This window comes from Pseudidiomarina terrestris (genome assembly GCF_030466375.1).
Classification (GTDB): Bacteria; Pseudomonadota; Gammaproteobacteria; order Enterobacterales; family Alteromonadaceae; genus Pseudidiomarina; species Pseudidiomarina terrestris.
In genome coordinates, this window is the sequence record NZ_JAGGJE010000006.1 from 131,846 (window position 1) to 144,836 (window position 12,991).

At 52.8% G+C, this 12,991-nt stretch carries 12 protein-coding genes; 7 read left to right on the forward strand and 5 right to left on the reverse strand.

Annotated features, from left to right (window positions below; genetic code table 11):
• Positions 1-37: 37 nt before the first annotated feature.
• From J6J28_RS12325 to J6J28_RS12335, 3 genes are read left to right on the forward strand one after another with little or no spacing between them, the layout of a single operon-like run.
• Complete coding sequence (locus J6J28_RS12325; RefSeq protein ID WP_301722143.1) at positions 38-715, forward strand: response regulator transcription factor; 678 nt, start codon at positions 38-40, stop codon at positions 713-715.
• Positions 716-732: 17 nt separating this feature from the next.
• Positions 733-2,112 carry a HAMP domain-containing sensor histidine kinase gene (locus J6J28_RS12330; RefSeq protein ID WP_301722144.1) on the forward strand — a complete coding sequence of 460 codons (1,380 nt, stop codon included), beginning with the start codon at positions 733-735 and terminating at the stop codon, positions 2,110-2,112.
• 26 nt (positions 2,113-2,138) lie between these two features.
• Entirely contained in the window at positions 2,139-3,158 is a 1,020-nt protein-coding gene (locus J6J28_RS12335) for an alpha/beta fold hydrolase (RefSeq protein WP_301722145.1), read from the forward strand.
• Here the strand turns inward: J6J28_RS12335 and fieF are convergent.
• Genes fieF through J6J28_RS12350 form a run of 3 tightly spaced genes read right to left on the reverse strand, consistent with a single transcriptional unit; the run spans position 3,094 to position 5,995 of the window.
• Positions 3,094-4,035, reverse strand: coding sequence for a cation efflux pump FieF (gene fieF, locus J6J28_RS12340; RefSeq protein WP_335342740.1), 942 nt, complete (start codon positions 4,033-4,035; stop codon positions 3,094-3,096). The two genes, J6J28_RS12335 and fieF, sit on opposite strands and share 65 nt — an antisense overlap.
• Entirely contained in the window at positions 4,036-4,500 is a 465-nt protein-coding gene (locus J6J28_RS12345; protein ID WP_301722146.1) for a tRNA (cytidine(34)-2'-O)-methyltransferase, read from the reverse strand. It lies immediately after the preceding gene.
• 40 nt (positions 4,501-4,540) lie between these two features.
• Positions 4,541-5,995 carry a type 2 periplasmic-binding domain-containing protein gene (locus J6J28_RS12350; RefSeq protein WP_301722147.1) on the reverse strand — a complete coding sequence of 485 codons (1,455 nt, stop codon included), beginning with the start codon at positions 5,993-5,995 and terminating at the stop codon, positions 4,541-4,543.
• Between the two features lie 147 nt (positions 5,996-6,142).
• Between J6J28_RS12350 and J6J28_RS12355 the strand changes: the two genes are divergently transcribed.
• Complete coding sequence (locus J6J28_RS12355) at positions 6,143-7,828, forward strand: type 1 glutamine amidotransferase family protein (RefSeq protein WP_301722148.1); 1,686 nt, start codon at positions 6,143-6,145, stop codon at positions 7,826-7,828.
• Between the two features lie 9 nt (positions 7,829-7,837).
• Here J6J28_RS12355 and pyrE read toward each other — a convergent pair whose 3' ends face one another.
• Entirely contained in the window at positions 7,838-8,482 is a 645-nt protein-coding gene (gene pyrE, locus J6J28_RS12360; RefSeq protein ID WP_301722151.1) for an orotate phosphoribosyltransferase, read from the reverse strand.
• A 38-nt stretch (positions 8,483-8,520) separates the two neighbouring features.
• A complete protein-coding gene (gene rph / locus J6J28_RS12365; RefSeq protein ID WP_301722152.1) occupies positions 8,521-9,234 on the reverse strand; it encodes a ribonuclease PH in 714 nt (237 codons plus the stop codon).
• 131 nt (positions 9,235-9,365) lie between these two features.
• Between rph and J6J28_RS12370 the strand changes: the two genes are divergently transcribed.
• From J6J28_RS12370 to J6J28_RS12380, 3 genes are all read left to right on the forward strand, one after another.
• A complete protein-coding gene (locus J6J28_RS12370) occupies positions 9,366-10,229 on the forward strand; it encodes a YicC/YloC family endoribonuclease (protein ID WP_301722154.1) in 864 nt (287 codons plus the stop codon).
• A gap of 164 nt (positions 10,230-10,393) precedes the next feature.
• Positions 10,394-11,038, forward strand: coding sequence for a tyrosine-type recombinase/integrase (locus tag J6J28_RS12375; RefSeq protein WP_301722156.1), 645 nt, complete (start codon positions 10,394-10,396; stop codon positions 11,036-11,038).
• A 207-nt stretch (positions 11,039-11,245) separates the two neighbouring features.
• Entirely contained in the window at positions 11,246-12,802 is a 1,557-nt protein-coding gene (locus tag J6J28_RS12380) for a Fic family protein (protein WP_301722157.1), read from the forward strand.
• Positions 12,803-12,991 lie beyond the last annotated feature (189 nt).

The window sequence follows — 12,991 nt, forward strand, 5'->3', positions numbered from 1 at the left end:
AGTCTGTAAAGCTAACAATAACAACACAGGGACACTTATGAGCAAATTGCTACTTGTTGATGACGATGCTGAACTGAGCAGTATGTTGGAGCAGATCCTCACCAAGGAAGGTTTTCAATTAACGCTCGCAGCAGACGGGGAAACCGGTCTGGAACGCGCGTTAAGCGGGTCTTACGACCTGATATTGCTCGATGTTATGTTGCCCGGAATCGATGGTTTTCAGTTGCTGCAACGACTGCGCCAACAAGCGCGCAACACCCCGGTACTGATGCTGACCGCGCGTGGTGACGACGATGATCGGGTGGCGGGACTGGAGCTAGGGGCAGACGATTACCTGCCCAAGCCGTTTTATCCGCGTGAGCTGGTGGCCCGAATTAAAGCCTTGCTGCGCCGCACTCCGGCAACCAGTGTACGACAGGAAGCCACAGAATTTGCTGGTTTCTATGTCGATCCGACCCATAATAAAGTCACCTGCGATGGCACCGAGCTGGAGCTGACCCCAACGGAATTTGATATCCTGCGCACGCTAGTCCGTGGCGCCGGTGAAGTGATCAGCAAAGACCAGCTATCTGTGGCAGCGCTGGGTCGCTCGCTGGCCCCTTTTGATCGCAGCCTGGATGTTCATATCAGTAATATCCGCAAGAAACTTCCAAGCGAGCCGGAGCGTATTCAGACCGTACGTGGCCGTGGTTATCGCATTCTGCATAAGTCTTAACTCAGGGCACTTTTTAAATGCGTTGGTACCACTCGCTCTCACTGCGACTATTGTTGCTGTTTTGGGTGCTACTGTTCGCAGTGGCCAGCAGTGGTTACCTGCTGGCCTTGTGGTTTAGCAAACCCATTGAGCCGGAACCGGTGCCGACCGCAGTGCAGGAGTCACTGGCACCACTGTTGTCAGAGGTGGCGACTTTTCGGTCGCTGACGCCGGGTCGTCTGCTGGCCGGCGACTATCGGGTGGCGGCAAGCCTGGCCCCCTCAGGCAAGGAGCGGCTGCAACTGGATCGCACTCTGGGCATGAATTACCGCGGCACCCTGATGCGTCAACTCGAGGCCGAGCAACCGCAACAACTGCCATTGGGCAATCTGATGTTGCTCGGTCCCTTCCAGCTGGAAGACTATCGGATTCTCATCACCCGTCCCATTACCCCCGATGAACGTCAGGAGCAAGTGCTGACTGAACGCGAGACCCAGCGAGTGCAAACCCTGGCGCTGCTGGTCGGAAGTTTGGCAATCTCAATTCTACTTGGTGCCTGGCTGGTGATGCCGTTGCGGCGTCTGACCCAGGCCACCCGCGAAATTGCTAAAGGCAGCGAGAAACCAGATTTACGACGGTTACCCAAACGTAATGATGAGCTGGGCGAGCTGGCGCGGGCACTGGCGACCACCGCCTATGATCTGGCCGTATCCCGCGATGCTCAGCGGCGCTTATTGTCGGACGTCTCCCATGAGCTGCGCTCGCCGCTGGCGCGGATGCAAGTGGCATTGATGCTTAGTCAGGAGCAGGATTCGCCGGAGCAACAAGCCAATCACATCGACCAGCTGGGGCGTGATCTGGAGCGACTCAGCACGATTATTGAGCGCATTCTGTCGTTGTCACGGCTGGAAAACGGCTTGGTGCAGCTGCAAACCGAGCAGGTGGACATCCGTCGTCTGGCGACGCAGCTGATCAAAGACTTACGTTACGTGAACGCCAGTCAGGGTCAGCGCGTACAATTTCAGGGCGATGGCGTATGGCCGGTCAGCGAAAGCGATCCCGAGTTACTGCGGCTGGTGATCGAGAATCTGGTGCGCAACGCTTTGCAGTACAGCGATGACGATGTCGAAATCAGTTGTCAGACAACCAGCAATGACTACACTATTATCATTCGCGATCACGGACCAGGCGTTCCGGATGATCAACTCAGTCAGTTGTTTACGCCCTTCTACCGTGCCGATCTCTCCCGCAACCATAAAGCCGGTGTGGGCCTGGGAATGGCGCTCAGTTTGCGCGCCGCAGCAGTATTAGGTGGCACCATCAGCGCACGCAATCACCCTGAAGGGGGCCTGGAAGTGGCAGTCAATTTGCCGCTATCAGAGCCGGGAAATGGTACTGATCAGAACGGTAAAAGCTAGGCAAGTCACCGCTCAGGAGCACAGCAGTGCACGACGATAATAAAACAGCGTGGCAGTCGTTCTATGACGATACGGTCATGCCGTACTGGTATAAATATGCCGAACAGCGCTATCTAAAGCGTCCGCATGAGATCAACTTATGCTATTACCTGGTCTGCCCACCTGATGCAAAAGCGTTGGTGCTGATCAGCCCGGGCCGCATTGAAGGTGCCATTAAATACCCGGAGCTGGTGTGGGAGCTCGGCCAGCAAGGCTACGCCGTGGCCATTCTTGATCACCGCGGACAGGGCTTTTCCGATCGTTTGACTCCCAACCCACACAACGGCCATGTGCATCACTTCGATGATTTTGTCGATGACTTCGCCGGCTTTGTGCGGGCGACGGAACAACAGCTGCTGGAGCATTACGGCACGCACTTGCCGCTGTATCTGATCGCCCACTCGATGGGCGGCGCCATCGCGGCACTGTATCTGGCGCGTTACCCGCATGAAGTGCAAGCGGCGGTGCTGTCATCGCCCATGTTCGGAATTCAGACCGGTTGGATCCCGCACTGGCTGGCCGTGGCCATCACCCGCACCGGAGCCGCGTTGAACCAGCTTATCGCTCCGCAAACACCCTGGTATTTTCCCGGAACTGGCGACTATGTGGAAACACCCTTTGCCAAAAATGAGCTGTCGCATAGCGAAGCACGCTACCAGACCTTTCGCGCACATTACCGTGAGCATCCGGAAGTGCAGTTAGGTGGACCAAGCTTTCGCTGGATCGCTGAAGCGCTCAGTGCGGCGCGACGCGCCATTGGCGAGGCCGGGGATATTCATATTCCGGTGCTGGTGGTGCAGGCCGGCGGTGATACGGTCGTGGACGCCGCGGCGCAGCGCGAATTTGTCTGCGCACTCTCCCATCCGCAGAGCCAGGTGATGGTGGTCGCTGACGCCAAGCACGAGATCTTTATTGAAAGTGACGCCTACCGCGAGCCTGTGGTCAATCGCTTGTTGAGCTGGTTTGCCGGCGAGCGGGCACCACAGAAAGTGGATCCATGTGAATAATCACATCGGTCTCGGGAAACAGCTCGTGTAACTCGCGTTCGGCGCCATCGGCAATATCGTGAGCTTCGCGCAATGATAAATCATCGTCTAACTCCACATGGCACTGGATAAAGCGCATTGGCCCGGAAGCGCGGGTGCGCAGATCGTGCCAACCATGAATGCCCTTGGTCGACTTCAGCACCGCCACGATTTTGTCTTTGTCCGGCTCCGGTAACTCCCGATCCATCAGCCCCTGAAAGGCTTCCCAGCCAATGCGAATGGCGCCATAGGCCAGATAAATCGCAATTAAAATGGCAAACAAACTGTCCGCCCAGTACCAGCCATAAGCGCTTAATCCCAAAGCGACAATAACCGCACTATTGAGTAATAAGTCCGATTGAAAATGCAGGTGATCGGCGGCGATAGCCTTGGAATCGGTATGCTTGACGGCGACCCGCTGCAACACCACTAACGCCAGGGTCAGGGCAATGGCGAAAATCGACACATAGATACCCAGGGTGGGTTTGCTCACACTTTCGCCTTGCCACCACTGCTGTGCGCTGTGCACTAGTAGTAGTAAGGCAGAGCCGGTGATAAGTGCCGACTGCACCAGCGCCGCCAGCGATTCGGCTTTGCCGTGGCCAAAGCGATGCTCGTGGTCGGCGGGTTGCAGGGCATAACGAACCGAGAAAAAGGTAAACAGCGACGCCAGCGTATCGAGCATGGAGTCGGTGGCCGAGGCCAGCATGCTTGAGGCATCGGTGCTGATCCAGGCCCAGAGCTTCACAATCACCAGGGTCAGAGCGACGCTGACCGACGCGCGGGTGGCAATCTTGACCCAGAAACCATAATCGCGGGGTTTACCCATCGGCGGCTGGGTCTGCTTTGGCTCTATCACCTAATCACCTCCGGCGAAATCATGTTGGCGCCAGGCCTCGTAGCTGATGATGGCCACCGCATTGGCTAAGTTCAGTGAACGGTTGTTGGGCATCATCGGAATACGAATGCGGTGCTCACTATCAAACTGCGCCATCACGTCATCGGGCAGGCCACTGGTTTCCGAACCAAACAACAGAACCGACTCGTCCGCATAACTGGCATCGGTATAGCTGCGACTGCCTTTGGTGGTACAGGCAAACATCGGGCGTGCGCCCATCGCTGCTTTGAACGCGGCAAAGTCAGGATAACGCTTCACATTACTTAAATCATGGTAATCGAGGCCAGCGCGGCGCAGCTTCTTCTCTTCAAAGTCAAAACCCAGCGGTTCAATCAGGTGCAGCTGGCAGCCATTATTGGCGCTCAGACGAATGATATTGCCGGTATTGGCCGGCATCACCGGCGTGTGTAAAGCAATGTGAAACATGCAACAGCGTCCTTGTAAGGGTTCTTCAGCAGCCGCTCGGTTATCTGGCGGCGCGCACCGGGTTGGGTTCAGGTGGCAGATTAAGATGCAGATAGCCCCGCCGAATCATTTCCTCGGTATAGATGTCGCGAATGGCACCCGAGGTGACCAGTTCGCGAAATTGCGCATCAAACCAGTCACGCAAACGAAAGCCGCGCGGCGTCTTCTGAAATGCCACGTGTACGGGCAGCGCGTCGCGTAATTTTACCATGCTATAGGGAGAATTGGTCCAGTCCGGCACATTCTCGAGGTAACCTACCACTGCCCCCATACGGCCCATATCCAGCATGGCGAAGCAATCCAGGTGGCTGTCAGCAGAGTAGTAGCTTAAATCCGGCGACAGCATTTGCTCATATTCGTAGCCGGCGACATGACACACGGGGCGCTGCAACGTACCCGCCTCGACCGCTTGCATGTCTTCGGCAGTGGCGGTGAACACGTACAGCGGGTTGTCAAAATCCAGATGATTGCGCGAGACAATGGTATTTTCAGGTGTCTGCTGACCTAAGGCCCCGACCAGTGCATCGAACTTGTTGTCGTCCAGCCCACGGTAGGCGCGACTAAAGGTATTGGCATGCAGGTCAAGCTCGGAGGCCACGGGGGCGAAAACCTGCTCCATCACCTGCCAGTAGGCGCCTGAACCATCGGCTTCGGTGTATTCTGGCCACAGACCTGCGGACAAACGCACAGGACCGAGCTCCGGGCTTTCGTCAAAGCCGAGAGTGGTGCGAATTTGCGCGTTATTTTCCTGTAGGATCTCCAGTATCCGGCCACTGGCGAGCATGTTCTCTAAAATCGCCTCTAGTTGCGGCACCAAAAAGGCGTACTGCTGATGCAGGAAATGATAGCCAGTATTGCGCTTATAGGGCACGAAGATGGTGTAGTCGTTGATGGAAGCGAGCTGCTCGGCTTCAAAGTCATTCAGCAAAATGGCATCGACGCGGTCGTTGTCATACAGCAGTTCAAGCTGGGCGATATCCACGGCCTGGATACTGGGCATGTCGATGGCGCGGTCTTGCAGGACCTCTTCTACGGACTGCGTGCCCGCGATGTACGCGAAACTGTCGATGTTGTTGAAGCCACACAGACCGCACTCGCGACGATCGGCGACCATCACCACTTCGGAATCAAACAGTGGAAAGTCGACCCGGACCAGGTTGGTGTACTCATCATGCAAGCGTGGGATCCGCCCCAGTTCGCCGGCAATACGGCCTTTGTTGGCCTCTGTTAAGCTACGATTGCGAGGCATGGCCTCAAAGCGCAGCTTAATGCCCAGGCGAGCGTAGGCTTCAGTGAACAGTTGCACCACAAAATTTGCAGTCGGCGAGGGATCCGCAGCACGAAAGATAAGCTCATCAGGTATCTTGTGTGGGTCATCTTGCGCCGTGAGCTGGGGGCTGCAGAACGCGCAGGTGGCGGCCAGAAAAATAACGATGGCAAAGCGAGAATAGTGCAACTTTACGGCCTCTACAGGGGTCTATTAAGTACGATCGTACGTGCAACGATGCAGAGCACGGCTTACGGCAAAGAGTATAGCAGCTCGGTTGCTGATGAAAAGGTGTTACAATGCCGCGCACAACGCAAGTCAGTTAGGAGTAAGTACATGCGGACATCTATTTTAACCACTTGTCTGGCGCTGGTTGCCGGGGTAAGTGCAAGTCTTTCTTCGGGCACAACAAGTGCTCAGGAACAAAGCGACAGTGATTTTTTCCCGTTCATCGCCATCGGTGAGCCGCTCGAGGTGTGCTCGAGCATGGCCTGGCAGCGTTGTAACGAGACCGACTGGATCGATACCGACGCCATGCGCTCGGATCGCTATGTCAATCTGAGCTCGGCCTACGTCGAGCGCTTACTGGATGATAAAAACTGGACGCCGATGCGTCGGGATGTGCGCGATGACTTGCGCGAAGCCCTGGATCTGCTGCATCAGCGCATGAAGCAGGACGTGATCTCTGAACGCGTGTTTCTGGAAGAGTTTACCCGCCGGGCCACACGCTACATGTACGATCAGCTGTCCGAGCGCGAATGGAACATGATCATTGATTATCTCGAAATGCGCGTGCCGGATGATGTCAGCTATGACGTGAATCTGGCGGCCACCAAGGACGACGTGCAACCGGAGTTACTGCGTCACGTAGTGTCGCAAGCACGCAAAGTGACCGCTGGCGAGACGCCCCACGTGCTGGTACTGACCGCAGGCCAGCGTGACAGTCTGGATAAGGTCAATTATTACCTGCAGAGCTTTGCCGCAGCCGGTGCGGATGCCTCGTGGCTGCCGCTTGATGCTGCCGTATTAGCGGCGCGTGGCGCAGACGCTTGTGAAGAGTTAGATGCTTACCGGGAAACGGTGATGGATAGTTACCGCCGGGATATCGTGCATGCCGATCTGCATCTGCGTCAGCTGGCTTTCTGTGAGGCGGGTGATGCCGTAGACGCGGTGCGTAATGCGGATGCTATCTATATTGCCGATGGCTCGCCGGATCTGTTGCGGCCGTTGTTTGTCACGCAACTGAATGAGCCCAACAGCTTCGCCATTGGCATCGCAGAACGTGTTGCCGAAGAGCAGCTGGTGGTCGCCGCGGCCGGTGCAGCGGTGAACGTGATGACCAGTAAAGCCATGATTTCAGCAGGCACCAGCCGCGAAGCCTTAAAAGATGGCGCCCACTCGGCGCGGATGCCGGGCTACGGTTGTGGTAAAGACGATACCTGTCCGCGCGGCTTAAATGAAAACAGCACCACCTATCATCCACTCGGTGGCGCCGGCTTATTCCGCTGGGCGACACTGGATAACCAGGTGGGTGAGGAAGGCCGCCATGGACGTTTGTTGCGCGTGGCCGCGACGAATCGAGTGCCGATGGCCGTGGGAATTGACGCCTCGACGGCGCTGTTGGTGAACCTGAAATCCGGCGACTTTAAAGTGGTCGGTGAGCGTGGTGTGTTTTTTGCCCTGGGTGCGCAACAGAACGAACGCGCGGTCGCGGCCAGCTTTCATTATCTGATGGCAGGCGCAACGGGTACCCTGAGTGGCAACGAGCTGACCAACGTCGAGCTGGCCGATAGCGCCAAAGTAGTGCAAGAAGACCCAACCACCAACTTCCTCGATGGCCGCGGCATGTACGATGCCTTGCGCTTATTGTGTAACGAGCGTGAGAGCATTGAAGTGAAGCAGGAGCAGTTCGTGCTGACCTTACTCGGTGGCGAGAGTGTGACCACGCAAAAAGCCGGTGCTGAGTGTCAGGTCATGAACGCGCGCATTGGCATGCAATACGCGCCGTCCAAATCGTTCTAAGATGCGTGCTTAACGTACACCGTATTTAGCGCGATACGCCGTAACAGCCTCGAGATGCTCAGCCAGCTCGGGGCTTTTTTCTAGGTAGCTGATGACATCGTTTAGCTTAACGATACTGATCACCTTGGTATTAAAATCCTGCTCAACTTCCTGAATGGCACTGAGTTCGCCCTGGCCTTTTTCCTGGCGATCCAGCGCAATCAACACGCCGGCGAGTTCGGCATTGTTTGCGCTGACGATGTCCATGGATTCACGGATGGCGGTGCCAGCGGTGATCACATCATCCACCAACATGACTTTGCCGGACAGTGGCGAGCCCACCAGATTACCGCCTTCGCCGTGGTCTTTCTTTTCTTTACGGTTGAAGCAGTAAGGCACATCTTTCTGGTAGCCATCGTACAGGGCAATGGCCGCCGCGGTGGCAATGGGAATGCCTTTGTAAGCCGGGCCGAAGAGCACATCATAGTCGACTGTGCTGTCCTGCAACGCGGCAGCATAAAAGCGGCCGAGCTTGGCGAGGTCTGAGCCATGATTGAACAGGCCCGCATTAAAGAAATAGGGGCTGGTGCGCCCGGATTTCAGGGTGAATTCACCGAATTTCAGCACGCCACGGGAAATGGCGAACTCAATAAAGTCTTTTTGGTAATCTTTCATTCGTGCCTCTTATGCCTCTCTTATGCCTCTTATACAAGTTATGCCAGCGCTTGCTTTTGCAGGTCCATAAGTTCGCGGATGGCGTGACGCGCCAGTTCCAGCATTTCATTCATTTCGTCGAACGAGAAAGGTTCGCCTTCGGCAGTGCCCTGGACTTCGATCAGTTTACCGGCTTCGGTCATGACTACGTTCATGTCGGTCTCAGCTTTGGAGTCTTCCGGGTAGTCCAGATCGGCAACGGGGTGGCCGTTGTACATGCCAACGGAAATTGCTGCGACCAGACCTTTCAGCGGGTTGGTTTTGACCATGCCCTGCTTACGCATCCAGTTCAATGCATCGACCAGCGCCACGCAGGCACCGGTGATAGATGCCGTGCGGGTACCACCATCGGCCTGCAACACGTCACAGTCGATGGTAATGCTGTTCTCACCCAGTGCCGCCAGATCAACGCAGGAGCGCAGTGAGCGACCGATGAGACGCTGGATCTCGACCGTACGACCGCCTTGTTTGCCTCGTGCGGCCTCGCGATCCATCCGCGTGTGCGTGGAACGTGGCAGCATGCCGTACTCTGCAGTGACCCAGCCTTGACCTTTGCCTTTAAGGAACCGTGGCACACCTTTCACCACGCTGGCGGTGCACAATACCTTAGTGTCACCGAATTCAATCAGCACTGAACCTTCGGCGTGACAGGTGTAGTTGCGGGTAATGGTCACCGGACGAATTTGCTGGGCAGTACGACCACTTGGACGCATAGGCTGGCTCCTTTAACTGGGAATAAGCTGTAAGTAATTTGGGCGGCGATTATAGCAGAGTTGACGGTGAAATTCCGCGTGTCGGAAAACAATGTTAAACTGTCGCTAACTTTAGCTAAGAGATACTCACTATGATTCAAAGCATGACCGGATACGCGCGCCACGAACTGAAAGCCGAATGGGGAACAGCGACGTGGGAACTGCGATCAGTGAATCAACGTTTTTTAGAAACCTACTTCCGTTTGCCTGAGCAGTTCCGTTCGATGGAGAACATGCTACGTGAGAAGCTGCGCAAGCAATTGCAGCGCGGCAAAGTTGAGTGCAACCTGCGCCTCAATATCGAGCAGAAAGTTGAGGGCGGCTTGCAGCTGAACGAAGAGCTGGCGAAAAGCGTGATCTCCAGTGCCAACTGGGTGTCCAACCAAAGCTCATCGTCGTATCTGAACCCACTCGACGTACTGCGCTGGCCAGGTGTGGTTGCGCAAAGCGAAGACGACGTGGATGCGATTCAGGCGGACGTCATGGCCGCCTTTGATACAGCCGTTGCTGAGTTTATCGATAATCGCGCCAGCGAAGGTAAGGCGCTGGAGCGTCTGATAGAAGAGCGTCTGGAAGGCGTCTCTGAGCAATCGGCTTTCGTGCGTAAGCGCATGCCAGAAGTGCTCGAGTGGCAACGTGAGCGCTTACTCACTCGTTTAGAAGATGCCAAGGTTGAGCTTGACCCGCAGCGTCTGGAAAGCGAAATGGTGATGCTGGCGCAAAAAACCGATGTCGCTGAAGAGCTCGACCGCCTCGACACCCACGTCGTCGAAACCCGCAAAATCCTGCGCAAAGGCGGAGCCTGCGGCCGTCGCCTCGACTTCATGATGCAAGAGTTCAACCGCGAAGCCAACACCCTCGGCTCCAAGTCCATCAACACCGACATCACCACCGCCGCCGTCGAACTGAAAGTGCTGATTGAGCAGATGCGGGAGCAGATCCAGAACATCGAGTAATTTTCTCTACCGTATCCGATATTTTCCTGATGCTTGCAAAGCCCTTTTAAATAAAGGGCTTTGTTGTTTCTGAAGCTTCCCGGTTTTTCCGATGCTCGCGGTGAAGCTGGATTTGACGCTAAATAACCCGGCCGCTGCCTTTGGTACAAATGATGCTGGGGGGTGTGGAGAAATCACGCGACAGGGCATTATCGCTTGATGAAGTTAAAAGTGCGACTACGATTTTCCGAAAGTATATGGACCGCTTCGGTAAGGATAATTCCCTTTCTGTTTGCTTATACTTGGTTCTTGGAGTGCGTAAAGGAGAGCTTGCTGAATCCCCATGGTCTGAATTTGATCTCGTGAAGGGCGAATGGGAAATTCCAGACCATCGTGTGAAAAAAGGTAAAGGCATTATTATACCGCTGTCAACTCAGGCCGTTGAGTGGTTACACATGCTCAAAGCCCGCTCTTTCGGTTCAGAGTATGTACTGCCTGCACGAAGAGGTTCAACAAAGCCATATATCGGTTCCGATACAAGAAATCGTGCGATCAATAAAATGTTTGGCATTGAACAGGGGCGCAAGAAACCCGGGCCGAATTACATGGGTGATATCGCGCATTTTACTGTGCACGATCTGCGGCGAACGTTTCGAAGCCAGGTCTCTGCTTTAGGCTTCAGTGGCGTTGTTGACGAACGAGCTATAAACCACAGCCTAAAGGGCTTAGAAGGTATTTACGACCGGTATGACTACTACGAGGAACGGCGGCAGGCGCATCAGAAGGTAGCGGATGCGATTGAGCTGCTGGTTTGGTACGACTTGATGTAACTAAAAATTGCAAATCAACAAGGAAATATTTATTCGTAAGTTAAAAATCTACTTTGTAAGTCCAATATCCTAGTTGTAAGTGTGGCTGTTGATTTGTAATTAAAATATCTAAAATGCAATGATTTTTCTGGTAAACTAACTATCATATACGTATACATAAACGTTGACTAACGATAAGACCTTTTTGGCGAGAAGTAAAGGACTGCTATGAAACCAGTTGGATATGCTTACCTTAATCTGCATTACGATCTACGTCTACCAAAGCTCGGAGTGGAGGTTTATCAGGACCCAAATGCCGAAAAAGAACAGTTGATCCAGTATGGTGGGAGCAAGCGCAAGGTAATTCCTGGCCATCTTAAATACGATGATAACCCCTACTCGCAGATGCATGCGGCAATAAAAAACCAAGGCATCAGACTACATTTCTTTGCAGCAATTTTAAAAAAAATTAATGTGACTGAATTTACTGCGTTTATTTTAGATAAACCGACAAGTCAATATAATCGAGTGCTCTGGTTTCTGTACGAATGGCTAACTGGGCAGAAGCTCGACATCCCGGACTTAAAATCGTCAAATTATATAAAGTTATTTGAGGATGAGTTCTACTACACCTTGGAAAATGGGCAGAAAGATAAAAGAACACGCGTTATTAACAACGCGCTAGGCACACCTGATTTTTGTCCTACGATTCGAAAAACAACTGAGATAAATCAGCTTGACGAGGCTGATGTATATAAAACCGCATTTGCGAAAATGCAACGTATCGGAGAGCAGCTATCAGTTGATGTGATTGGACGATCAGTTAATTACCTTTATACAAAAGAAACAAAGTCATCGACGGAGATAGAGAGAGAGAAGCCAAACCGACAGCGAATGCAAAGATTCCTAAATGCGATAAAAAATGTTGGCTTATATGAGTTGAATAAGTGTTCGCTTATCAACGTTCAGAATCAAATTGTGGATGATAAGTTTAAAGCGGCCGATTACCGTAAATCGGAAATTTATGTAGGTACAACGATTCAACGGTTTGGGAATCGAGATGAAGACGTTCATTACGTTGGAGCGAAACAAGAACACGTAGCAAGTATGATGAATGGGTTATTTAAGTTACACGAAAACTTGATGATCGATGGCTCAGTTCCCCCGTTATTCCATGCAACTTTGATATCATTTGGTGAAGTTTATATCCACCCATTTGACGATGGAAATGGTCGCATCCATCGTTATCTTATTCATGACGTAATGAAGCATCGAGAGCCAGAGCACAAGTTTATTATTCCGATATCTTCTGCGATCCTAAAAAACCAACAAAAATACGATCAGGTTCTTGAAACCATCTCAGTACCGATAATGGCGATGTTAGATTATGAATTCGACAATTCCAATAAAATCGTAATCCATAATGATATTGATTACATGTATCGCTTTCCGGACTACACCGAGCATGTCAAGTTTGTATATGAGATGATGGATACAGCCATCTCCGATGACCTACTAAAAGAAGTATGCTTACTTACCGTGTTCGACTGTTTGAAAAAATTTATCAATGAAAATGCGGACTTGCCGAACAATAAAATCGATATGGTCTTGTCGATTATTATTCAAAATGGTGGTGAAGTTTCGAAACGCAAACGTAAGCAATTAGAAGCTCTAGTCGATGGGCAGATTCTTAAGAAATTAGAAGAGCTGGCGATCAACCTAGTCGAAGAGATTAAAAATAAATTTGAAATTGACGTTGTTGCGGTGATGAATGAAGAGATTTAAGCGCTAGGAAGTGACGTCTCTCCCATTATTAGAACCACTCGAGGAATGAATTGAGCTGTCGTTGACAGGCCCCCATTATTAGAACCACTCCCTGAATGAATTGAGCTGTTCAATTTTCAATGGATGCCACGAACTGCAAGGGTGGCAGGTTATTTAAAGCCCGATGAGGTCGACTCTTGTTATAGTCAT

Coding starts and splice junctions, on each gene's coding strand:
- J6J28_RS12325 (WP_301722143.1), top strand. CDS start 38: ATGAGCAAATTGCTACTTGTTGATGACGATGCTGAACTGAGCAGTATG.
- J6J28_RS12330 (WP_301722144.1), top strand. CDS start 733: ATGCGTTGGTACCACTCGCTCTCACTGCGACTATTGTTGCTGTTTTGG.
- J6J28_RS12345 (WP_301722146.1), bottom strand. CDS start 4,500: ATGTTTCACATTGCTTTACACACGCCGGTGATGCCGGCCAATACCGGC.
- J6J28_RS12355 (WP_301722148.1), top strand. CDS start 6,143: ATGCGGACATCTATTTTAACCACTTGTCTGGCGCTGGTTGCCGGGGTA.
- pyrE (WP_301722151.1), bottom strand. CDS start 8,482: ATGAAAGATTACCAAAAAGACTTTATTGAGTTCGCCATTTCCCGTGGC.
- rph (WP_301722152.1), bottom strand. CDS start 9,234: ATGCGTCCAAGTGGTCGTACTGCCCAGCAAATTCGTCCGGTGACCATT.
- J6J28_RS12370 (WP_301722154.1), top strand. CDS start 9,366: ATGATTCAAAGCATGACCGGATACGCGCGCCACGAACTGAAAGCCGAA.
- J6J28_RS12380 (WP_301722157.1), top strand. CDS start 11,246: ATGAAACCAGTTGGATATGCTTACCTTAATCTGCATTACGATCTACGT.